The sequence below is a fragment of the uncultured Oscillibacter sp. genome, from assembly GCF_900546705.1.
Taxonomy (GTDB): Bacteria; Bacillota; Clostridia; order Oscillospirales; family Oscillospiraceae; genus Oscillibacter.
Map to the genome: position 1 here is coordinate 19354 of NZ_URDP01000002.1, position 20379 is coordinate 39732.

A 20379-nucleotide genomic window follows, 5' to 3' on the forward strand; every position below is an offset into this window, starting at 1 on the left:
CCTCTCCTCCTCTTCTCACGTGCGCCGCTCCACCCAGGTGGCCGCAAAGCCCCCGCCGGACTCTCCGGCCAGGTCCATGGCGAAGTAGCGCATCTCATCCATGGCGTGATCGTTCTCCTTTTTCGGAGCGTCGCTGCCGTGCTTTTCGTCCCAGCAGTAGAGCTCCATCTCCCTGAGGCAGTCCTCACACTCCCGGCACAAAACAATCCTGCCCTGCTTGAGTAGGTCCGCCGTCACCCGGATGCCGTCGGTCACGTCGTTGACGGCCCGGACCACGGTGAACCCCTCCCGGCGCAGCGTCTCGATAAAGCTGGCGGCGGAGGGGTCCACAATGACCCGCTCCACCGGCAGATTTCCCGCCAGGGCCCGCAGGTCGGCGGCGTACTCCGCGTCGGTTTTCTGATGGCCCGCCCGGCGGGAGTCGAAGTACATCTCCCGCACCCGGTACCAAACGCCCTCCATCCGCCCCCACAGCCCGAAAGACGCGGGGTTGGCGGTGCCGTAGTCCACGGAGATCCGCCAGCGGTCGAAGGGACCGGCGGGGGCGGGGACGGCGTCCCGGCCCCGGTCGAAAAAGTCGTAGACCAGCCCCTGGGCCGCGGTCCACTCCCCCAGCACGAACCGCCGGTAAAAGACGCCGGAGTAGGCCCGGCGGTACCGCTGGCGGATGCGGGGGGAGAGGGCGGGGTTATCCTCCATGGTAAAGTGGAGGTACAGCGCCCGCCGCTCCCGGGCCTTGAGGATCCACTCCCGGTAGAACCAGTGCTGGGGCCCCTCGGGGTTGCAGTTGAACCACAGCCGGCTGCCGGAGACGGAGCACCGGGCGCAGGCCTGCTCCACGAAGGAGCGGGGCATCAGGGCCGCCTCGTCCAGCAGCACACCGGCCAGGGTGCTGCCCTGGATGAGGGCGGCGCTGGACTCATCCCGCCCCCCGAAGAGCAAAAAGCGGTTTTCGTGTCCGGCGAAGCGGACCACCAGCAAATTTTCCGACCGCTTTTCCCGGCAGGCGAATCCCAGACGGCGCAGGCAGGGAATCAGGTCCGTCAAAAGGTTGCGCCGCAGGGAGGAGATGGTCTTGCCGCAAAGGCCGAACTGGCGGCCGTCGAAGCGGGCCTGGGCCCACAGGAAGAAGGAAAGGCCCATGGAAAAGGTCTTTCCGCTGCGGACGGCCCCGTCGCAGATGATGGCCTCCCAGGGGTCGTCCTGCCGGCACCACCAGGTGAGCACCTTCCGCTGCTTGGGGGAAAACGTCAGTACCTCAGCCGTGCTCCCAGCTCCCTTCCTCCCCTGCCTCCGCGGTCAGGGCCTGATAGAGCTCCCGGGCGCCGCCGTGGGCGTCGCCGCTCTCCAGCAGGGCGCACAGCGCCTCCAGGGCCCGGACCCGGTCGGCAAACTTCACTTCCACGCCGCCCTTGTCCGTCACCCGGATCTCCGCTACGGCGGCCAGATCCATGTCCGTCAGATCCGCCTGCCGGCCCTCCAGGGCCAGCCGCACGCCGTCCCGGGACTCTCCGAAGGCCAGCCGGGCCAGGCAGCGAAGCACGTCCTCCCGCCGCAGCTGGCCGGCGGCGGCCTCCCGCATCTGCTCCAGTCGGCGCTGGACCAGCTCCGAGGCCAGCAGGCCGAACCCGTCCTCCTCTCCGCACGCCGCGGCGGCCAGCTCCGGGTTCATGGTGCGCAGGTACGCCCGGCAAAACCTCTCCCGGCGGGCGGCAGCGGCCGATTTTTCCGCCATGTTCTCTCCTCCTTTCCCGTTCAACCGCTCGCTCCCGCCGGGGAAAACGTGCACGCCGGCGTGCACGGCGGGAAAATTTTCCCGCTGGATTTTTTCAGTTTTTTAGCGGAATCTTAACGGACCGTCTGGTATAATTAGGCTGTAATATTTTGCAAAGGAGCCCTTGTATTGCGTCAAAAGAAAACGCTCGCCCAGCTGTTTCCCTTCTCGCTGCGGGATCTTCTGCTCTCTCTGGCCATTTTCTTCTGCGCCGTGGAGTGCTGCTCGTTTTTCCGTCTGGCGGAGAGCAGCGACGGCTTTGCCACGCCGGTGTTCATTCTGGCGGTGCTGCTGATCTCCCGCTTCACCTCGGGGTACCTGTTCGGGCTGGTGGCCTCGCTGCTGGGGGTCATCTGCGTCAACTACATCTTCACCTACCCCTATTTGTCATTGAACTTCACCCTCTCAGGGTATCCCCTGAGCTTCCTGGCCTTTTTCATGGTCTCCATCATCACCAGCACCCTGACCACCCAGGCCAAGGAGCAGGAGCGGCTGCGGACGGAGAACGAAAAGGAGAAAATGCGGGCCAACCTGCTGCGGTCCGTCTCCCACGACATCCGCACGCCGCTGACGTCCATTGTGGGGGCCACCTCCACCATTCTGGAAAACCCCACCCTGGCGCCCTCGGAGCAGCGGGAGCTGCTCTCGGATGTGCGCAGCGACGCTCAGTGGCTCATTCAGGTGGTGGAAAACCTGCTCTCCATCACCCGCATCGGCAACGACCAGGCCAAGCTCCAGAAGGAGCCGGAGGCGGCGGAAGAGGTTCTGGGGGAGGCGGTGCGGAAGTTTCGCAAGCGCTACCCGGACATCAAGGTGGAAGTGCAGGCGCCCCAGGAGCTGCTGCTGGTGCCCATGGACCCCATTCTCATCGAGCAGGTGCTCTCCAACCTGCTGGAAAATGCGGTGCTCCACGGGGAGACCACGGAGCGCATCTGCCTGGCGGTGCGCCGGGAGGGAGACAAGGCCTGCTTTTCCGTGACGGACGACGGCCAGGGCATTGCGCCGGAGGTGCTGCCCCGCCTGTTTGACGGCACCCTCAAGCACAGTGAGACGCCCACGGGAGACGGGAAGCGGAACATGGGGCTGGGGCTTTCGGTGTGCATGGCCATCGTCCGGGCCCACGGCGGTACACTGGACGCGCGGAACCTGGCCAGGGGCGCAGAGTTTACGTTCCGGCTGCCCCTGTAAAGAAGGAGGAACCCACGATGAATATTCGGGAAAAGATTTTGGTGGTGGAGGACGAGAAGAACATTGCCCACTTCATCTCCGCCGTACTCAATACCAACGGCTACGAGGCCATGCAGGCCCGGACCGGAGAGGAGGCGCTGTCCATGATCTCCTCCCACTGCCCCGATCTGATCATTCTGGACCTGGGACTGCCGGATATGGACGGCATGGAGATTCTCCGCAGCCTGCGCAGCTGGTCGAGCCTGCCGGTGGTGGTGGTGTCGGCCCGGTCCCACGAGCGGGACAAGGTGGCCGCCCTGGACCTGGGGGCGGACGACTATCTCACCAAGCCCTTCGGCACGGACGAGCTGCTGGCCCGGGTGCGCACGGCCATCCGCCACACCCGCACCTCCTCCGGCAACGACGAGATCGCCCAGCGGGGGACGTATACGGTGGGCGATCTGGTGGTGGACTTCAACAAGCACCAGGCGCTGGTGCGGGGTCAGAACGTGCGGCTGACCCTCAGCGAGTTCCGGATTGTGGCGCTGCTGGCCAAGTACGCCGGCAAGGTGCTCACCTACGACTTCATCATCAAGGAGCTCTGGGGCCCCCGTGCCAGCGGGGACAATCAGATTCTCCGGGTGAATATGGCCAACATCCGCCGCAAGATCGAAGAGAACCCGGCGGAGCCCCGCTACCTCTTTACGGAGGTGGGCGTGGGCTACCGGATGGCCGAAGGCGACTAATCGTTTACCTAAAAAGCGTCCGTCTCCGCAGGGAGACGGACGCTTCTTCATGGAAATTAACGGTTTCTTTATGAGAGATCGGTTATTTTTATCAAAGTTGAAACTTATATGAAGGATTCTTTAACAGCCGCGCCGCATAAAATCTGCTATCTTATGATACAGAGATTGACCTGCCAGGTCAAAAAAGGAGTGTGTGTGTTAATGGCAACCTTTATCCTGGGTCTTGTGATCCTCTTCGTGGGCGCCGCCATCTACGGCAAGTTCTGCGAAAAGGTCTTCGGACCCGACGACCGGGAGACTCCCGCCTACTCCAAGCAGGACGGCGTGGACTACGTTCCCATGAGAGGCTGGAAGAACAGCCTCATCAACCTGCTGAACATCGCAGGCACCGGCCCCATCTTCGGGCCCATCCAGGGCATCCTCTTCGGGCCCATCGCGTTTATCACCATCCCCATCGGCAACGTCATCGGCGGCGCCATGCACGACTATTTTTCCGGCATGATCTGCCTGCGTGACGGCGGCACCCAGATGTCCTCCATGATCCGCAAGTACTCCAACGGCGTGATCTACAAGGTGTACAACGTGTTTGTGTGCCTGCTGCTGCTGTTGGTGGGCGCCGTGTTCATCTACACCCCCGGCGACATTGCCGCCACCCAGGTGTTCCACTTCTCCGGCCTCGCCACCGATCCCACCACCTGGATCATCTACGGTGCCATCTTTGTCTACTACCTGATCGCCACCGTGTTCCCCATCGACGCCATCATCGGCAAGATCTACCCCATCTTCGGCGCCATTTTGATGTTCTCCGCCATCGGCGTGTTCATCGGCCTGTTTGTCCACGGCTATCCCCTGCTGAACGTGTGGGATGACTGGCAGGGCGTTGCCTTCCAGGCCTTCCAGACGGTGGACGGCGAGAACGTCCCCTTCAGCTACGGTGAGTACTTCGCCTCCGGCCACTTCCTGCCCGTGTTCTTCGTGACCGTGGCCTGCGGCATCCTCTCCGGCTTCCACTCCACCCAGACGGCCATCATCTCCCGCACCATGAAGAGCGAGCGTCAGGGCCGCATGACCTTCTACAACATGATGATCCTGGAGGGCTTCATCGCCATGGTCTGGGCCGCTGCCGCCATGGGCATCTACAACCTGGGCCTGCAGGCCGCCAATGCCAGCGCCACCGCTACCGTGGGCGCTGTCTGCCGGGACATCCTGGGCAACGTGGGCGGCGTCATCGCTCTGGTGGGCATCATCGTGCTGCCCATCACCTCCGGTGATACGGCGCTGCGTGGCCTGCGTCTGACCATCTCCGAGTCTTTGCACATCGACCAGAGCACCAACAGCAAGCGTCTGACCCTGTCCGCCATCATCTTCGCCCTGGTGGCCGTGATCCTGGTGTACGCCAAGATGGACGCCAACGGCTTCAATGTTCTGTGGCGCTACTTCGCCTGGTCCAACCAGACCCTGTCCCTGTTCGCGTTCCTGGCCATCACGGTGTGGATGTTTGAAAACGGCAAGAGCAAGTTCGCCTGGGTTCCCCTGATCCCCGGTGCCTTCTATGCCTTCATCACCGTCACCTACATCATGAACGCCAAGATCGGCTTCAACCTTCCCTGGGGCGCTGCGTACGGCATCGGCATTGCCGCCGCCGTGGCGTATGTCGCTGTGATCGTCTGGTACGGCAACAGCCGTTCCAAGCGCCTGGCCAGAAAGTAACTTGCTTGCAATTCCCCTTTCTCTTTTTCGGCCCGCCGCACCTGCGGCGGGCCACCCTCATTTCAGGCAAAAAAACGGGAGAAGGCAGATGCCTTCTCCCGTTTCTTTATTTTTGACACGCCCCGGCCCGGTCCAGCCCCTCCACATACTCCTGCACGTAGCGCATGAAATTGCGGGTCATGGGGGAGGCGGATTTCATCTGGGGCACGCCCATGCCCAGCATCCGGTACTGAGCCGGCTCCATGGGCAGCGCCACGGCGTCGTTGGGGTAGTTGCGCAGCAGCAGCTCCGAGAGGATGGACACGCCCAGCCCCTTGGCCACCAGCGAGATGATGGCGTAGTCGCTGCACGCGGAAAACCGGATTTCCGGCTGGCGGGGCAGCTGCTCGAGGATGTCGTGAACCTCGCCGTCATAGCCCGGCATGGGCATGATGAAGGGCTCGTCCAAAAACGCCGCCAGGGGCATCCTCTCCCCCTGGGCCAGAGGGTGCTCCGGGGGCACCAGGGCCAGCATCCGGTCCCGGCACAGGGGCAGCCACTCGTAGTTGCGGCCCTCGCCGCCGGCGTAGAGGCACAGATCCGCCTCCCGGCGGTCCATGGCGCCCTCGATGATGTCGGTGCCGCCCTCGATGATCTGGATTTCCACATTGGGATAGTCCTTCTGGAACAGGGCGATGATGCCCGGCAGCCAGTAGGTGGCCACGCTGGGGTAGGCGGCGATGCGGATGCAGCCGATGTCGGCGCCCTTGATCTTGGCGATGTTCTGCTCCAGCGACTCATTGGTCCGCAGCAGCTGGCGGATGATGGGCAGAAGCATCTCCCCCTCCGTGTTGGGCAGGATGCCTGCGGAGGTGCGCACCATCAGGGGAAAGCCCACCTCGTCCTCCAGGGACTGCATCATGTGGCTGATGCCGGACTGGGTGTAGCCCAGCTCCTCTGCGGCCTTGGACAAGCTGCCCAGCTCCACGGCCCGCACAAACGCCTCGTATTTACGAATATTCATGTTCAAGCCTCCTCCGCCGCCGCAGGTGTCCGGGCGCCTGCATGTGATTATTGCATGGCCGTCATGAAAAACCGGACATTCTCGAATATCTGATTTTATGGTACAGTATTCGTAAAGAAAAGGCAAGGAAATTCTCTTCCACACAGCGGAATTTTGGGAAACCGCCCCCGCTCCGCCGCCTTTTGGACACTTCCCGGGATTTGACAGGGTCCCGGGGCAACGGTTGTCCGCCCTGAAAAAAACGCGCCGCTGCATGCAGCGGCGCATTTTTTTATTCTCCCGGGGGCTCCGGCAGCGGCTCCTCCCCGGCGGCAGCGCGCACATCCTGGGGCAGGATCTCCGTCAGGGCCTGCCAGTCCACATCCTGCGCCGACGCAAGCCGGTTGGCCTGGCAGACCAGGATTTTTTCAAACAGGTTCCGCACGCCCCGGGCGTTGCCGAAGGACACGCCGTCCCGGTTCTCCCGCTCGATCAGCTGCCGCACCAGGGCCTCCGCGTCGCCGCAGAGGGTGTAGCACCCCTTGCGGCACAGTCCCCGGAAGATGGCGGTCAGCTCGTCGGCGGAGTAGTCGTCAAAGTGCAAAAAGCGGTTGAAGCGGGACTCCAGGCCCGGGTTGGAGCGGATGAACTCCCCCATCAGGTCGTCGTAGCCGGCCACGATGACCACCAGGTCGTCCCGGTGGTCCTCCATGGCCTTGAGGATGGTGTCGATGGCCTCCTGGCCGAAGTCGTTTTCGCCGCTTCCCCGGAGGGCGTAGGCCTCGTCCACGAACAGCACGCCGCCCAGGGCCTTTTCAATGACCTTGGCGGTTTTCAGGGCCGTCTGGCCCACGTACCCGGCCACCAGGCCGCTGCGGTCCACCTCCACCAGCTGTCCCTTGGACAAAATGCCCAGGCTCCGGTAAATGCGGGCCATGAGCCGGGCCACGGTGGTCTTGCCAGTGCCCGGGTTGCCGGAGAACACCATGTGCAGGCTCAGCTCCGTCACCGGCAGCTGGTTCTGCCGGCGCAGCTGGTGCACCCGCACCAGGTTCACAAGGTCCCTTACCTCCCGTTTCACCGCCGCAAGGCCGATATAGCCGTCCAGCTCCGCCAGAAGGTCGTCCATGGACTCCGGGGGCGCCTGTTCCGCCCGGGATGTGTCCTGCTCTCCGGACGCATCCTTTGCCGGTTCTTTCTTCTCCGGCCCGGTCTGGCCCCCGGACGGGGCCTTCTTCCCGGACGCCTCTCCGGCGCCGGAATCCTCCCCGGTCCCGGGCTTTCTCTCCCCGGTGCCGGACGGCGCGGCCGCCCCGTCGCCCCAGAAGTCCGTTCCCATGCGCCGCAGATCCCGCTCCGTCATGGAGCGGATCAGCTCCATCTGCCGCAGGATGATGGCATCCTTGGCCTCACGTTCCCGTCTGTCCATGGTTGACCTCCCTCATCAGGTTTGTGTGGCCCAGCGCCCGGAACAAACACGCGGCCACCAGTCCCGTCAGCGCCCCGGTAATCAGCGATACGCCCAGCAAAATGGGCAGATAGTAAAGGGGCGCGGTGTTGCCCAGCGTCAGTACTGCCGCGGCCACCTGCCCGCCGTTGTGGGCAGCGGCGCCGCCCACGGACACCCCGTACACCGACAGTCCCCGCAGCCGGGAGAGCAAAATCATCACGGTCATGGCCGCTACACCGCCCATCAGGGAAAACAGCAGCGCGTTCATGTTGCCGGCAAAGAGGGCGCCCAGAGTGCACCGGGCCAGCAGAATCAAAAAGGCCTGTCCGGGCCCCAGGGCGTAGAGGGCGAACACCGTCACGATGTTGGCAAGGCCCAGCTTGATGCCGGGGATGGACACGGCCAGCGTCAGCGGCAGCTGGTTTTCCGCCACGGACAGCGCCAGGGCCAGCGTGGTCAGCACGCCGCACAGCGTCAGCTGCTTGGTAGTCAGTTTCATGGCGTGCCTCCTATCCGATCATCGCGTCCAGGCCCTGGTCCTGGGCGCCGCCCACCAGCCGGACCACCACCCGGGCGGGCAGGCAGACAATGCTCTGGCCGCTGCGGGAGATGTGCCCTGTGTGGACGCAGTCCTGGGTGGGACAGTCGGAGGACTCCACCCACACCTCGCTGTCCGTGAACAGGATGGTCAGGGTGTAGCCGTTGGACTGGACGGTGTGCTCTGTGGGGCTCAGCCCCGCCAGGGGCACCGTCAGCTCCGTGACGCCGTCCACGGACACCACGGCCTCCAGAGCGCCGCCTGCTGCGCCGGCGGGCCGCCACACGAGCCACGCGCACGCCACCGCCAGCACCACCACGGCGGCGGCCACCACGCCGTCCAGGGGGCGGGGCCGCAATTCAGGAAACCGTCTCATAGGTGTAGTTTCCCTCCGCGGCGGCGGTAAAGCGGTCGGCCAGCCCCGCCGTCACGCTCACATGGCCGTCCTGGTCCACCAGCACCATTTCAAAGTCGCACACGCCGGAGCGCCAGAACTCCAACGCCTTGTCCCGGCCCATGACGAACAGGGCGGTGGACAGGGCGTCGCACATGGTGCCGTTGCCCGCCTCGTCGTCGGCCACCACCGTCACGCTCACAAGGCCGCTTTCGGCGGGGTACCCGGTGGCGGGGTCGATGATGTGGTGGTAGATCTTGCCGTCCTGCTCAAAGTAGCGCTCATAGCTGCCGGAGGTGACGGCAAAGGAATCGGTCAGCTCCAGGAGGCCCACGGTGGCGTCGGCATTATCGGGGTCGGCGGGGTCCTGGATGCCCACCCGCCAGGCCGAGCCGTCGGCCTTGCTGCCCCAGGCCAGCACGTTGCCGCCCAGCGACACGATGCCCCGGGGGACCTCCTGCTCCCGGAAGATGCCGGCCACCCGGTCGGCGGCGTAGCCCTTGGCGATGCCGCCCAGATCGATGGCCGTGCCCGGGTCCAGGCTGGCGTTTTCGTAGCCGGAGGAGGCGCTGGACTTTCCGGAAAGATGTACGTGCTCCATGCCCACGCACGAGAGCAGCCCGTCCAGCTGGGATTGGTCGGGCACCTGGTAGTGGTCGGTGGTAAAGCCCCAGGCGGTGACCACCGGTGCGATGGTGATGTCGAAGGCGCCGCCGGTGAGGTTGGTATAGGTACCGGCGGTCTGGATCAGGTTGCAGATCTCCTCGCCCACGGGCACCATCTTCCCCTCGGCACTGTTGAGGAGGCTCACTTTGCTGGCCTCGTTGGTGCGGGAGAGAAGGCTGTCCAGCCGATAGATCTCCTCCTCGGCATCGCCGGCGGCCTTGTCCGCGTTCTCGCCGTAGACACTGAGCACCATGGCGGTGTCCATGGCAAACACCTCCCGCCGGACCGGCTGGTCCTCAGCGGAGGGCTGGTCGGTGGAAGCGCAGCCGGCGGCAAAGAGCATGCAGGCAGCCAGACAAAATACGGCAATCCGTTTCATAGAACATTTCCTCGTATTTCTTCAGGAATTTGACACAATAAATATAGTATAGCACGCCTGCGGCGCCACCACAACAAAAATCCGCGGAATCCGTGGAAGCAGGTTTTCCTTGCAAAGCGGGCGAAAATCTGCTATACTATATAAGAATGTCGGCAAAAGTGTACTTTTGTCTGGCGAAATCATGAAATGAACCCTTGGAGGTCGTCATTGAAATGCCGAAGAATTCAAACAATCAGCCCAAGCCGGTGAAGGGAACGCAGACCATGAACGGAGCCATGAAGCTGTTCCTGGCCGGTCTGGTAGCGGAGCTGTACCTTCTGGCAATCCGCCGCTTCTATGTCACCGGCACGGCAGTGCAGATGATTGCCTGGTTTGACTATTTGCTCTATTTTGCCGCAGCGGGCGGCGTGATCTTCCTGGTGGGCGCAGCTTTGGGCCTTGCCTGGCGGAAGGACCGGAAAAAGCGGACGCCGGCGTGGTACGTGGCCGGTGCAGGCGCGTTTTTGGGCATCGCCTCGGGACTGATCCGCCTGTTCAATGCCCCGGCCGTCTCTCTTTTGACGGTGGTGGTGTTCGTGGTGATGCTGCTGGGCATCCTCTGGCAGCTCTACGACCGGGAGTGCGCCTACGCATTGACCATTCTGGGTCTGAGCCTGGTGGTACTGTGGGTGTGCCGCCGGGAGATGGCCAGCATGTACCTGGGCACCTACGTGCGGGTGATCGCCGTGGTGTATATCCTGCTGCTGGCCGTGGTGGCGCTGCTGGCCCGCCGGGCCGACCGGAAGAACGGCATGCTGGGCTCGGTGCAGGTGCTGCCCGAGACGGCGGACATTCTGCCGGTATACGTGGCCTGCGGTCTGTCCGCGGTGGCCATGGTCATCGCCCTCATCAGCGCCACCGCCGCCTACTACGCCATGTGGGGCCTGGGACTGGTGGTGTTCGCCCTGGCTGTGTACTACACAGTCAAGCAGCTTTGATTTTGCTCCGGCAGACATAAAAAGAGACCGCTTACGCGGTCTCTTTTTTTATCCGGTGTAGTGCTGGTAGATGCTCCGGTGGGCGGAGGTGAACTCTCCCAGCTCGATGTCCATGCCGATCTCGAAGGCCCGGTCCCAGGGGAAGCGGTAGTTGCCCAGCAGCACGCTGCCCCAGCCCACGCGGCCGTCACCGGAGGACGGGTGGGCCGTCACGATCATATTGCTGGACTCCAGGTTCCGGATCACCGGCTGCGTGCACGCCTCCATCTCCCGCTCCAACATCTGGCGGATGGCGTCGCGGTCCGTGTCCGGCTGCCAGAAGTTGTCGGGGTTGGCGCCCAGGTCGCTGCGGATATAGGTGAGCAGCTTGTCCCGGACGATGTTCTTGTAGCAAAAATCCTTGAGGATGCTGTCGGCCAGGGTCCTGGCAAAGGCCCGGTTCTCCGCGTCCGAGGGCGTCCCCGCCTCCAGCCGGGCATAGCGGGCCACACCGTGGCTGAGCGCAGTGCCGGTGACGATGGCCATGTCCAGAAAGCCTGCATAGCTCAAAAGACCGCCCAGCTCCGTCTGCTCCGTGAGCATCTCATGAAACGCCGTGCCGTAGCGGCCGTTGCCTGCGTCGATCACGATCACCGGCTGTCCCTGGAGCTGGCACCGGCGCAGATCCGCCGTCAGCCCATTGCAGTAGTTCTGGGCCGCGGCCTCGTCCTGGGGCTGGGTCAGCACCAGGATCTGCAATTGGCCGTCGGGGGACTCCTGCAAATCGAAAAAGTCGAAGTGCTCGGCCATGATCTCCGTCAGGGGCTTGTAGTCGTACTCGCAGGCGGGCTGGTCCTCCGTGCCGCCGTAGTAGCGGACGGCGGCGGTGGCCCCCTGCCAGTCCTGCTCGTCCAGGTAGAGCCGGGTGACGGCCTTGAAGGCCAGATCGTCCACGCCGGAGAGCACCGCGTCCCCCTGGCGCAGCAGGCTTTGCAGATAGGCGATCTCGTTTTTCTGGATGCTGTCCTCCTGAGAGGAGTCGTCGATGCCGATGAGCACGTGGAAGTTCCCGTAGCCCTCGCCGGACACTGTCTCCATCATCTGGCCGGTGAGCTCCAGCTTCCGGGACCGGGCGCTCAGGTACTCCTCCACTTCCCACTCCTGCAAATCAAACTCCGCCAGGGGCAGCTCCACGCCGTCGCTGCCCAGCCGGTAGTCGGACTCGATGTTCTCCACCGTCAGCGCATCCCCCTCCAGCACGGGCCTGCCGGCCATGCCGTAGGACCGCAGGGCGTTGTAGCCGTCCAGGTCCCAGTGGTCGTAGCCTACGGTGGGGGCCAGGCGCATAACGCTGTCCAGCAGCCACACCTGGTTGTTCTCGTCCCGGGCCAGAACCTCCAGCAGCGACGAGAGCAGCTCCGGCTCGGTGAGGGAGGTCCCGTCGGAGAGGGTGACGGCCTCATGGGTCCACATGGACCGGGAGTTGACCAGTCCGCCGGAGAGCAGCTGATCCATGGACAGGATATACCGGTCGCAGCCGGATTCCTCCTGGGAGAGCACCCACTCGTAGAGGGCGGCCCGGTCGCCGTACTGGGTGCCGTTTTCGTTGGTGGGCTGACCCTGGAGGCATGTGCGGTAGTCGTCCGCCGGGGGCATCTGCAAATCGTAGCCCAGGGAACGGGCCAGATACTCCACCCGCTCCACGTTGTCCGGCCGGTCGTCCAGGGGCACGTAGGCCACCTGGGGGCCGCTGACGGGCTCCTCCCCGGTGTAGACGGTCCGGGACTGGGCGCAGCCGGTCAGCAGCGCACCGGCCAGGGCCGCGGCCAGGATTCTCTTTTTCATGAAGCCTCCTTTCAAAAAAAGCGGAGCCGGCGGCTCCGCTTTTTTCCTGCCGGATCACCGGCTGTTTTTCAAAGTCCGAAAGCGCCCAGATTCAGTCCTCCGGTGATGCCGGACATGCTCTTTTCCATGGCCTCGTCCGCCTGGCGTAGTGCCTCGTTGACGGCGGAGACTACCAGATCCTGGAGCATCTCCACATCCTCGGGGTCCACGGCCTCGGGCTTGATGGTGACGGACTGGACTTCCTTCTTGCCGTTGACCTTGGCCTCCACCACGCCGCCGCCGACGCTGGCGGAGAAGGTCTGAGCCTCGACGGCCTCCTGAGCCGCCGTCATCTGCTCTTGCATCTGCTGAATTTTCTGCTGCATCTCCGCCTGACGCTGGGCGCCGGTGGGACGCATGCTGCCGTTGCTGAAACCGCGGCGTGCGCTGTATCCCATAGTGCATTCTCCTTTTGCTTACTTGATCTTGATTTTATCATACTGACTGCTGAATTTCAGCAGGTTCTGCAAATTTTCCCGGGGGGACGCCTGAGGCGGCGTACCCACGTGGAACATGAGCCGCACGGGGCATCCCGCGGCGGCGGAGGCCTCCTCGGCCAGTACGCCCCGGACCCGGTCGTTGTCCAGCCGGCCCAGGGTGATGTCGTCGGAGGCGTAGACGGTCAGGGTGTCCCCCTCCAGCACGCCGGTGCACATGTCCAAAAACGCCCGGTACATGGGCGAGAGCCGTCCCTTGCAGGTCTCGGACAGGGCCCGCCACCAGGCGCCGTCCGTGGCGTGACCGCCGGACCGGGCCGGTGCCTCCGGCTGTGCCGCAGGCTGTACGGCGGCCTTGGGCGGCTGGGACGGGGCGCTCTGCCGGGCCGGGGGCGCTTCCTCCTCCGGCACGTCAAAGACCCGGGCGCCCGGTTCTTCGGGCAGCGGGGGTTCCTCGGGAAGGGGAGGCCGCTCTTCCTCCCAGGGCGGCGCGTCGGAACGGGGCGTCTCCTGCCGGGGCTGTGCCGCCTCCGACTGCGGATGCGCCGGTTGGGACTGTACCGGCTGGGGCTGTGCCGCCTCCGATTGGGGCTCCTCCGTCCGGACCGCAGCCCGGGCGGCGCCGCTGCGCAGCACGTTGCCCCGCTTTTCCGCCTCCTCCAGCCGCAGCACCCGGGCCTCCAGGGCCGTCAGGTCACCGCAGAGCGTCTCATCGCAAAGGCGCAGCAGGCAAAGCTCCGCGTCGGTGCGGCGGTTGGCGCTGTAATAGAGATCGGCGGCGGCCTTCTGCACGGTGGACGCCAGATAGATGAGCCGTCCGGCGCTCACGTCCCGGCCCAGCCGGTCCAGTGTGGCGGAGTCGAATCCGCCGGAGAGCAGCGCCGCGCCGCCCTCGGGGGCCGTCCGCCGCAGCAGCAGATCCCGGATCAGGGTGGAAAGCTCGGAGAGGATGGCGCCCACGTCCTTGCCGCCGGCATAGAGCTGATTCAAAAGCACCAGCGCCCCCTGGGCGTCCCGCCGCAGCACACACTCCATCAGTTGGGCGGTCTGCAAGTTGCCCGCCAGGCCCAGCACCTCCAGCACGGCGGCGCTGTCCACCTTCCCGCCGGCGGCGGCGCACTGATCCAGCAGGGAAAGGCCGTCCCGCAGCGCGCCGTCGGCCAGCCGGCTGAGCAGCTCGGCGCCGTCGGCCGTCAGATCAATGCCCTCCTGGGACGCCACGTAGGAAAGGCGGGCGGCGATGTCCTGGGGGGTAATGCGCTTGAAGGAAAACCGCTGGCACCGGGAGAGAATGGTGGCGGGCACCTTGTGCAGCTCCGTGGTGGCCAGAATGAACATCAGATGCTCGGGGGGCTCTTCCAGGATCTTCAGCAGGGCGTTGAAGGCGGCCGTGGAGAGCATGTGGACCTCGTCGACGATGTAGACCCGCTTTTTCACGTTGGCGGGAGAGTAGATGGCCTCGTCCCGCAGCGCCCGCACCTGATCGACGCCGTTGTTGGAGGCGGCGTCCAGCTCCAGCACGTCCAGAAAGCTGCCGTTTTCGATGCCCAGGCAGCTGGCGCACTGGTTGCAGGGGTCACCGTTGACCGGATGCTCGCAGTTGACGGCCTTGGCCAGGATCTTGGCGCAGGTGGTCTTGCCGGTGCCCCGGGTGCCGGTGAAGAGGTAGGCGTGGGAGGTGCGTCCCTCCGCCACCTGCTTTTGCAGGGTCTGGGTGATGTGCTGCTGGCCGATCACGTCGGAAAACGTCTTGGGCCGCCACTTTCTGTACAGCGCCTGATACACGGGGAGCACCTCCAATCGCAAAAAGAAAGTCCTCCGTACGCAGCTGCGGAACCGGCACCCTCGCGGCACATGGAACATCCCGCTTAATGCTGCTCGGTTCCCCGCCTGACATGGTTCACGGGCATCCATTGCGCGAGACCGGCTCCGCAGCTGCTTGCGGAGGACTGTTATTAGCCTGTCTATTTTACTATATCCTTTCCCAATTGGCAACTGAAAATTTTTGTTTTTCTGAAAAAATCAGGCTTTACAATCCCGGATTTTATGGTATAATGTTTTTTGCCGTTGAGCAGACGGCAAGAACTTTATATGGGCTCGTAGCTCAGCTGGGAGAGCGCTGCGTTCGCATCGCAGAGGTCGAGGGTTCGATCCCCTTCGAGTCCACCAAAAAGAAAGACACGCTGGAAAGCGTGTCTTTCTTTTTGGGTTCCGCCGCCCGGAGGGCGGCTCCACCCTTCGGTGATTCAAATGCCCGGGCGGAAGTGAGTTCTGCCTGCGCCAGCCGCGGGCCCGTCTCAAGCCGGAGCCTTCACCAGCACCAGGCACATCTTGAAGGCGGTCACCGCCTGTACCGCGTGAGGAATGCCGGCCGGCATGATGATGGCTTCTCCCGCGCCCAGGGTGTGGGGAACGCCGTCAATGGTGATCCGGGCGGTTCCCTCCAAAATCATAGCCATGGCGTCGCCCTGGGCGGCGTGGGTACTGATGGCCTCGCCTGCGTCAAAGGCAAACAGGGTAATCCCCGCGCCGGGCTGCTGGGCCAGGGTCAGGCTGACAACCTTGCCCGGCTCGCAGTCCACCTGGCCGGACAGGGTAAAGGGCTGTGCATGCGGGACATTTTTAATAAGTGCATCCATGTGTCATTCCTCCTGATGGTTATAAAAGGGTGATCTGCAGCAGCTTGCAGCCCTCCGGCGCAGCCACCGCATGGGAAGTGCGGGCAGGGACAGCCAGACAGTCGCCGGACTGAAGGCGGCAGCTGCCGTCTCCCATGGAGACCTGAAGGGCTCCTTCCAGAACGCAGTAGAGGGTATCGCCGAAGTAGCACTCCTCACTGACGCTCTCCCCGTCGCCGAAGGCCAGCAGCGTCATCTGGCAGTGTTCCTGCCTGCTCATGGCCATGCTGACCACGCGGCCGGGCTGAATCTCAATCAGCCCGGCAAGCTGCCGGGGCTGCTGCGTGGGCAGATTGCGCAAAAAGTCCATCGCTCTTACCTCCTTGTGTGGTTTTGTCCCCAGCATACACCATTGTGCGCAGTCATTCCATTGCTATCGCAACAGCGGCCGAATTATACGTCCCTCTCCCTTGCGCCCGCGCAGAGTGAGACTGCCGCCTCCGGAGGCTGAAAATTTGCACAATGCCCAAAATACTTTGGAAATTCACCAGATAAGTTGTACTTTTTGCGTGGTTGTGCATGACTAACTCGGTGTGTTATAATGATCCGGCAATGCGCAGTGCACGGTGTATGGCAAATCTGACCGCCGCTGCGCAGTATTTTATGCGTATGAGTTAGTTTAATCTAACTATATTGGAAAGGAGAGAATTTTATCAGACCCCATCGATCTACCCTGATTCTTTCTGCCGTGCTGCTTGTATTGTCCTGCTGTTCGCTGTTTGTGGGCGTCATCGACCTGACGCCCGGCGATCTTCTGGCAGGGAATTTTGCGCAGCTGGAGATTTTCCTGATCTCCCGTCTGCCCCGCCTGCTGGCCATTTTGTGCACCGGCATCGGCATGAGCGTGGCAGGACTCATCATGCAGCAGCTTTGCAGCAACAAATTCGTGTCCCCCACCACCGGCGCCACCATCTCCTCGGCGCAGCTGGGCATATTGCTGGCACTGCTGTTCATGCCGTCTTCCACCCTGTGGAGCCGGGCCATCTTCGCCTTTGCCGCGGCGATCCTGGGCACCTGGATCTTTGTCTGGTTCATTCAGCGCATCCAGTTCAAGGACGTGGTGATGGTCCCGCTGGTGGGCATCATGTTCGGCAACGTCATCGGCGGCGTCACCAACTATCTGGCCTATAAGTACGAGATGACCCAGGCGCTGTCCTCCTGGCTGGTGGGCCACTTCTCCCTGGTGCTGAAAGGCCGGTACGAGATCGTCTGGCTGACGGTGCCGCTGGTGGTGCTGGCCTTCCTGTTCGCCAACCACTTCAACATCGTGGGTCTGGGCAGGGATTTCTCCAGGAATCTGGGTGTGCCGTATAATCTGGTGCTGTTTGCCGGACTCACCATTGCCGCCATGATCACCGCCAGCATCGTGGTGGTGGTCGGCTCCATCTCCTACATCGGACTGATCGTACCCAATGTGGTGGCCATGTACAAGGGGGATAAGATCCGTGGCACGCTGGTGGATACCGCCCTGTTCGGCGCCGTCTTCGTGTTGGTGTGCGATATGATCGGCCGGGTGGTGCTCTTCCCCTACGAGCTGCCCATTGAGCTGATCGTAGGCATTTTGGGGAGCCTGATCTTCATTGCCCTGCTGTTTTACCGGCTCAGGCACGGCCGGAAGGCCATCCGTCTGGGCAGCACTGGAGCAAACTGCTGCTCCGCCGTGCCCAGCCTGAAAGGAGGTGCAGACTCATGAACTCTGCCGCCATGCGCGCCAACCGGCGCAAGCTGCTGATCCTGGCAGCGCTGGTCCTTCTCTGCGCGGCCGGATACATGCTGGCGGAGGTGAACTTCTCCAACCCAAAGCTGTTTGCCTACGCCATGAAGCTCCGCACCCCCAAGCTCATGGTCATGCTCATCACCGCCTTTTCCATCGGCGGGGCCTCGCTGGTGTTCCAGTCTATTATCAACAGCACCATCGTAACCCCCTGCCTGCTGGGCATGAACTCCCTGTATACCCTCATCCACACGGCGGTGGTGTTCTTTCTGGGCTCTGCCAGCGTGGTGGCCTCCAACGCCAACTTGTCCTTTGCGGTGGATGTGGTGCTCATGGGCATTGCCGCCACGGTGATCTACGGCTGGATTTTCAGGAAGACCAGGCACAATGTGCTGTATGTGCTGCTGGTGGGCACGGTGCTGACCTCTCTTTTCGGCAGCATCCAGACCACCCTGACCCGGGTTATGGACCCCAACGAATATGACGCCCTGCTGAGCACCCTGGTGGCCAGCTTTAATAACATCAATTCCGAGATCATCGCCGTTTCCCTGATTCTTCTGGCAGCCGTCATCTTCGCCCTGCGAAAGGAACTGGCCCTGCTGGATGTGCTGACGCTGGGCAAGGCGCAGGCCGTCAACCTGGGCGTGGACTACGACCGCTGCATCCGCCGCCTGCTGCTGGGCGTGACGTTCTGCATTGCCGTGGCCACCGCCATGGTGGGGCCCGTCTCCTTTTTGGGGCTTATCATCGCCAATTTGTCCCGCCAGCTGCTGAAAACCTTCCGACACACCCAGCTGGTGCTGGGCTCGGCCCTGTTCGGCATGATCGTGCTGGTGGGCGGGCAGCTCATTGTGGAGCATGTGTATTCCTACTCCGTGCCGGTGAGCGTGTTCATCACCGTGGGCGGCGGACTCTATTTCCTCTATCTCCTGTTGACCAGAAAGAAGGTGTGACCATGCGTGTACAGCAATTGACCAAACAGTACGACGGAAAAACCGTGGTGGACGGCGTGTCCTTTACCATCCCCAGGGGGAAGGTGATCTCCCTGATCGGCCCCAACGGCGCGGGCAAATCCACCGTCATGGGCATGATCTCCCGGCTCATCGCCCACGACAGCGGGCTGGTGGACTTCGAGGGCAGGGACCTCGGCAAATGGAAGAGCAAGGAGCTGTCCAAGCGCCTTGCCATCCTGACTCAGTCCAACAACATTCAGATGAAGCTGACCGTGCGGGAGCTGGTGACCTTCGGACGCTTTCCCTATTCGGGCAGCCGGGTCACGGCGGAGGATGAGAAGATCATCGACCGGGCCATTTCCTACATGGAGCTGGAGGACTTCCAGGATCGCTTCATCGACGAGCTCTCCGGCGGCCAGCGGCAGCGGGCGCTGATCGCCATGGTCATCGCCCAGGATACCGACTATGTGCTGCTGGATGAGCCCACCAACAACCTGGATATCTACCACGCCACCAACATGATGAAAACCGTCCGGCGCCTTTGTGACGAGCTGGGCAAGACGGTGATTCTGGTGCTGCATGAGATCAATTACGCGGCATTCTATTCCGATTACATCTGTGCCTTCAAGGACGGAAAAATCGCCAAATTCGGCACGGTGGAAGAGGTGATGACCAAAGAGAACCTGTCCCGGATCTACCAGGTGGACTTCGAGATTCTGACCATTGCGGGCAAGCCCCTGTCCATCTACTATTGAACCCCCTGTTTTCAGTACTTTTCAGAAAAGGAGCAACCCAACATGAACCTGAAGAAGATGCTTTCTCTCGCCCTGGCCGGCGTGATGGCCCTGAGCCTCATGGCCTGCTCCGCCCAAAACAGCGGCAGCACCGGAGACTCCGGCAATGCGGGCAGCCAGACGGGCGGCGAAACGCAGAATACGTCCGTGACCATCACCGGCCTCAACGCCGGCAAGGAGCCGGTGGAAGTGGAGGTGCCGTACGATCCTCAGCGCATCGCCGTTTTGGACATGGCCGCGCTGGACATTCTGGACGCGCTGGGCGTCGGCGGCCGGGTGGTGGGCACCGCCGATACCAGCCTGGAGTATCTTCAGGATTACCTCCATGACGGCATCGCCGACCTGGGCACCATCAAGGAGGCGGATCTGGAGGCCGTCATGGCCTGCGAGCCGGATGTGATCTTCATCGGGGGGCGGCTGGCCTCCAGCTACGACGCCCTCAGCGAGATCGCGCCGGTGGTCTATCTTTCCACCGACACCGAGATCGGCGTGGTGGAGAGCGTACGCCGAAATGCCGCCGCCATTGCCTCCCTGTTTGGCCTGGAGGACAAGGTGGACCAACGGATGGCCGATTTTGACGCGCGGATTGCCGCCTTGCAGGCCGTCTCCGCCGGCAAGACCGCCATCGTGGGCATGTGCACCAGCGGCAGCTTCAATGTACTGGGCAATGACAGCCGCTGCTCCATGATCGGCCGGGAGATCGGCTTTACCAACATCGGTGTGAACACCGACATGGATACCTCCACCCACGGCAACGAGGCCTCCTTTGAATTCCTTGTGCAAAAGGCTCCGGACTACATCTTCGTGATGGACCGTGACGCGGCCATCGGCACGGACGGGGCGCAGCTGGCCCGGGACATCATGGAAAACCAGCTGGTCATGGGCACCGACGCCTACAAAAATGGCCACCTCGTCTACCTGGCCCACCCCGCCGTATGGTACACCGCCGAGGGCGGAATCACCGCTCTGGACATGATGCTGTCCGACCTGGAAAGCGTGCTGCTGCCTTCTTGATGCAAACCGGTCCCTTTCATCCGCCACAAACAAAACCGAATCAGCTCAAAGGACGGAGAATCCGCTTTGGATTCTCCGTCCCTGTCTGTGTTCAGCTGATAAAATTTTCACGGCTGAAAGAACCGCCTGCCGGGAGCGTATGG

At 63.0% G+C, this 20379-nt stretch carries 20 protein-coding genes, 1 tRNA gene and 1 other RNA gene; 9 read left to right on the forward strand and 13 right to left on the reverse strand.

All coding sequences use genetic code 11. The annotated features are described in order from the left end of the window. Positions 1–15: 15 nt before the first annotated feature. Both QZS13_RS00690 and QZS13_RS00695 read right to left on the reverse strand, forming a co-directional pair. Positions 16–1227 carry a PBSX family phage terminase large subunit gene (locus tag QZS13_RS00690; protein WP_295584239.1) on the reverse strand — a complete coding sequence of 404 codons (1212 nt, stop codon included), beginning with the start codon at positions 1225–1227 and terminating at the stop codon, positions 16–18. Between the two features lie 31 nt (positions 1228–1258). Continuing rightward, positions 1259–1735: a terminase small subunit gene (locus QZS13_RS00695; RefSeq protein WP_295584242.1), complete on the reverse strand. Its 477-nt coding sequence runs from the start codon at positions 1733–1735 to the stop codon at positions 1259–1261. Positions 1736–1903: 168 nt separating this feature from the next. On the opposite strand from QZS13_RS00695, the gene QZS13_RS00700 reads away from it, so the two are divergent. The 3 genes from QZS13_RS00700 (at position 1904) to QZS13_RS00710 (ending at position 5397) form a co-directional block, all read left to right on the forward strand. Beyond that, the gene (locus QZS13_RS00700; RefSeq protein WP_295584244.1) at positions 1904–2962 is read left to right on the forward strand and encodes a DUF4118 domain-containing protein; all 1059 of its coding nucleotides are present in this window, start codon (positions 1904–1906) and stop codon (positions 2960–2962) included. Positions 2963–2979: 17 nt separating this feature from the next. After that, positions 2980–3687 carry a response regulator gene (locus tag QZS13_RS00705; protein WP_295584246.1) on the forward strand — a complete coding sequence of 236 codons (708 nt, stop codon included), beginning with the start codon at positions 2980–2982 and terminating at the stop codon, positions 3685–3687. Positions 3688–3888: 201 nt separating this feature from the next. Next, positions 3889–5397: a carbon starvation protein A gene (locus tag QZS13_RS00710; protein ID WP_295584248.1), complete on the forward strand. Its 1509-nt coding sequence runs from the start codon at positions 3889–3891 to the stop codon at positions 5395–5397. Between the two features lie 106 nt (positions 5398–5503). Here QZS13_RS00710 and QZS13_RS00715 read toward each other — a convergent pair whose 3' ends face one another. The 5 genes from QZS13_RS00715 to QZS13_RS00735 form a co-directional block, all read right to left on the reverse strand. Further along, a complete protein-coding gene (locus QZS13_RS00715; protein ID WP_295584250.1) occupies positions 5504–6400 on the reverse strand; it encodes a LysR family transcriptional regulator in 897 nt (298 codons plus the stop codon). Positions 6401–6671: 271 nt separating this feature from the next. Next, on the reverse strand, positions 6672–7808 hold the full coding sequence (locus tag QZS13_RS00720) for an AAA family ATPase (RefSeq protein ID WP_295584253.1): 1137 nt from the start codon (positions 7806–7808) through the stop codon (positions 6672–6674). Next, positions 7789–8328 carry a Gx transporter family protein gene (locus tag QZS13_RS00725; protein ID WP_295584255.1) on the reverse strand — a complete coding sequence of 180 codons (540 nt, stop codon included), beginning with the start codon at positions 8326–8328 and terminating at the stop codon, positions 7789–7791. The genes QZS13_RS00720 and QZS13_RS00725 overlap by 20 nt, the downstream gene beginning before the upstream one ends. 10 nt (positions 8329–8338) lie before the next feature. Beyond that, positions 8339–8743: a NusG domain II-containing protein gene (locus QZS13_RS00730; RefSeq protein WP_295584257.1), complete on the reverse strand. Its 405-nt coding sequence runs from the start codon at positions 8741–8743 to the stop codon at positions 8339–8341. Next, entirely contained in the window at positions 8727–9806 is a 1080-nt protein-coding gene (locus tag QZS13_RS00735) for an FAD:protein FMN transferase (RefSeq protein ID WP_295584259.1), read from the reverse strand. The genes QZS13_RS00730 and QZS13_RS00735 overlap by 17 nt, the downstream gene beginning before the upstream one ends. A 212-nt stretch (positions 9807–10018) precedes the next feature. Between QZS13_RS00735 and QZS13_RS00740 the strand changes: the two genes are divergently transcribed. After that, positions 10019–10783, forward strand: coding sequence for a hypothetical protein (locus tag QZS13_RS00740; protein ID WP_295584261.1), 765 nt, complete (start codon positions 10019–10021; stop codon positions 10781–10783). 48 nt (positions 10784–10831) lie between these two features. Here the strand turns inward: QZS13_RS00740 and QZS13_RS00745 are convergent, their stop codons facing one another. From QZS13_RS00745 to ffs, 4 genes are all read right to left on the reverse strand, one after another. Next, complete coding sequence (locus tag QZS13_RS00745; protein WP_295584263.1) at positions 10832–12607, reverse strand: DUF4127 family protein; 1776 nt, start codon at positions 12605–12607, stop codon at positions 10832–10834. Positions 12608–12675: 68 nt separating this feature from the next. After that, positions 12676–13044, reverse strand: a complete 369-nt coding sequence (locus tag QZS13_RS00750) for a YbaB/EbfC family nucleoid-associated protein (RefSeq protein ID WP_295584265.1) — start codon at positions 13042–13044, stop codon at positions 12676–12678. Positions 13045–13062: 18 nt separating this feature from the next. Beyond that, entirely contained in the window at positions 13063–14889 is a 1827-nt protein-coding gene (dnaX, locus tag QZS13_RS00755; RefSeq protein ID WP_295584267.1) for a DNA polymerase III subunit gamma/tau, read from the reverse strand. A gap of 24 nt (positions 14890–14913) precedes the next feature. Next, positions 14914–15013, reverse strand: an RNA gene (ffs, locus tag QZS13_RS00760) — signal recognition particle sRNA small type. A 163-nt stretch (positions 15014–15176) separates the two neighbouring features. Between ffs and QZS13_RS00765 the strand changes: the two genes are divergently transcribed. Further along, positions 15177–15252: transfer RNA gene (locus QZS13_RS00765), tRNA-Ala, on the forward strand. A gap of 128 nt (positions 15253–15380) precedes the next feature. Here the strand turns inward: QZS13_RS00765 and QZS13_RS00770 are convergent. Both QZS13_RS00770 and QZS13_RS00775 read right to left on the reverse strand, forming a co-directional pair. After that, positions 15381–15722, reverse strand: coding sequence for a cupin domain-containing protein (locus tag QZS13_RS00770; protein WP_295584269.1), 342 nt, complete (start codon positions 15720–15722; stop codon positions 15381–15383). Between the two features lie 19 nt (positions 15723–15741). Continuing rightward, positions 15742–16071, reverse strand: coding sequence for a cupin domain-containing protein (locus QZS13_RS00775; protein ID WP_295584271.1), 330 nt, complete (start codon positions 16069–16071; stop codon positions 15742–15744). A gap of 378 nt (positions 16072–16449) precedes the next feature. Here QZS13_RS00775 and QZS13_RS00780 point away from each other — a divergent pair, with 378 nt between their 5' ends. Genes QZS13_RS00780 through QZS13_RS00795 form a run of 4 tightly spaced genes read left to right on the forward strand, consistent with a single transcriptional unit; the run spans position 16450 to position 20236 of the window. Further along, the gene (locus tag QZS13_RS00780; RefSeq protein WP_366557929.1) at positions 16450–17454 is read left to right on the forward strand and encodes an iron chelate uptake ABC transporter family permease subunit; all 1005 of its coding nucleotides are present in this window, start codon (positions 16450–16452) and stop codon (positions 17452–17454) included. Further along, positions 17451–18428, forward strand: a complete 978-nt coding sequence (locus QZS13_RS00785) for an iron chelate uptake ABC transporter family permease subunit (RefSeq protein WP_295584273.1) — start codon at positions 17451–17453, stop codon at positions 18426–18428. Before QZS13_RS00780 ends, QZS13_RS00785 begins: the two co-directional genes overlap by 4 nt. A 2-nt stretch (positions 18429–18430) precedes the next feature. Continuing rightward, positions 18431–19183: an ABC transporter ATP-binding protein gene (locus tag QZS13_RS00790; RefSeq protein WP_295584275.1), complete on the forward strand. Its 753-nt coding sequence runs from the start codon at positions 18431–18433 to the stop codon at positions 19181–19183. Between the two features lie 42 nt (positions 19184–19225). Beyond that, positions 19226–20236 (forward strand): siderophore ABC transporter substrate-binding protein, encoded by a 1011-nt coding sequence (locus tag QZS13_RS00795; protein ID WP_295584277.1) that lies wholly within the window; start codon positions 19226–19228, stop codon positions 20234–20236. Positions 20237–20379: the final 143 nt, after the last annotated feature.

Coding starts and splice junctions, on each gene's coding strand:
- QZS13_RS00740 (WP_295584261.1), top strand. CDS start 10,019: ATGCCGAAGAATTCAAACAATCAGCCCAAGCCGGTGAAGGGAACGCAG.
- QZS13_RS00745 (WP_295584263.1), bottom strand. CDS start 12,607: ATGAAAAAGAGAATCCTGGCCGCGGCCCTGGCCGGTGCGCTGCTGACC.
- QZS13_RS00705 (WP_295584246.1), top strand. CDS start 2,980: ATGAATATTCGGGAAAAGATTTTGGTGGTGGAGGACGAGAAGAACATT.
- QZS13_RS00750 (WP_295584265.1), bottom strand. CDS start 13,044: ATGGGATACAGCGCACGCCGCGGTTTCAGCAACGGCAGCATGCGTCCC.
- QZS13_RS00770 (WP_295584269.1), bottom strand. CDS start 15,722: ATGGATGCACTTATTAAAAATGTCCCGCATGCACAGCCCTTTACCCTG.
- QZS13_RS00785 (WP_295584273.1), top strand. CDS start 17,451: ATGAACTCTGCCGCCATGCGCGCCAACCGGCGCAAGCTGCTGATCCTG.
- QZS13_RS00730 (WP_295584257.1), bottom strand. CDS start 8,743: ATGAGACGGTTTCCTGAATTGCGGCCCCGCCCCCTGGACGGCGTGGTG.
- QZS13_RS00725 (WP_295584255.1), bottom strand. CDS start 8,328: ATGAAACTGACTACCAAGCAGCTGACGCTGTGCGGCGTGCTGACCACG.
- QZS13_RS00790 (WP_295584275.1), top strand. CDS start 18,431: ATGCGTGTACAGCAATTGACCAAACAGTACGACGGAAAAACCGTGGTG.
- QZS13_RS00720 (WP_295584253.1), bottom strand. CDS start 7,808: ATGGACAGACGGGAACGTGAGGCCAAGGATGCCATCATCCTGCGGCAG.
- QZS13_RS00775 (WP_295584271.1), bottom strand. CDS start 16,071: ATGGACTTTTTGCGCAATCTGCCCACGCAGCAGCCCCGGCAGCTTGCC.
- QZS13_RS00735 (WP_295584259.1), bottom strand. CDS start 9,806: ATGAAACGGATTGCCGTATTTTGTCTGGCTGCCTGCATGCTCTTTGCC.
- QZS13_RS00695 (WP_295584242.1), bottom strand. CDS start 1,735: ATGGCGGAAAAATCGGCCGCTGCCGCCCGCCGGGAGAGGTTTTGCCGG.
- QZS13_RS00795 (WP_295584277.1), top strand. CDS start 19,226: ATGAACCTGAAGAAGATGCTTTCTCTCGCCCTGGCCGGCGTGATGGCC.
- QZS13_RS00715 (WP_295584250.1), bottom strand. CDS start 6,400: ATGAATATTCGTAAATACGAGGCGTTTGTGCGGGCCGTGGAGCTGGGC.
- QZS13_RS00710 (WP_295584248.1), top strand. CDS start 3,889: ATGGCAACCTTTATCCTGGGTCTTGTGATCCTCTTCGTGGGCGCCGCC.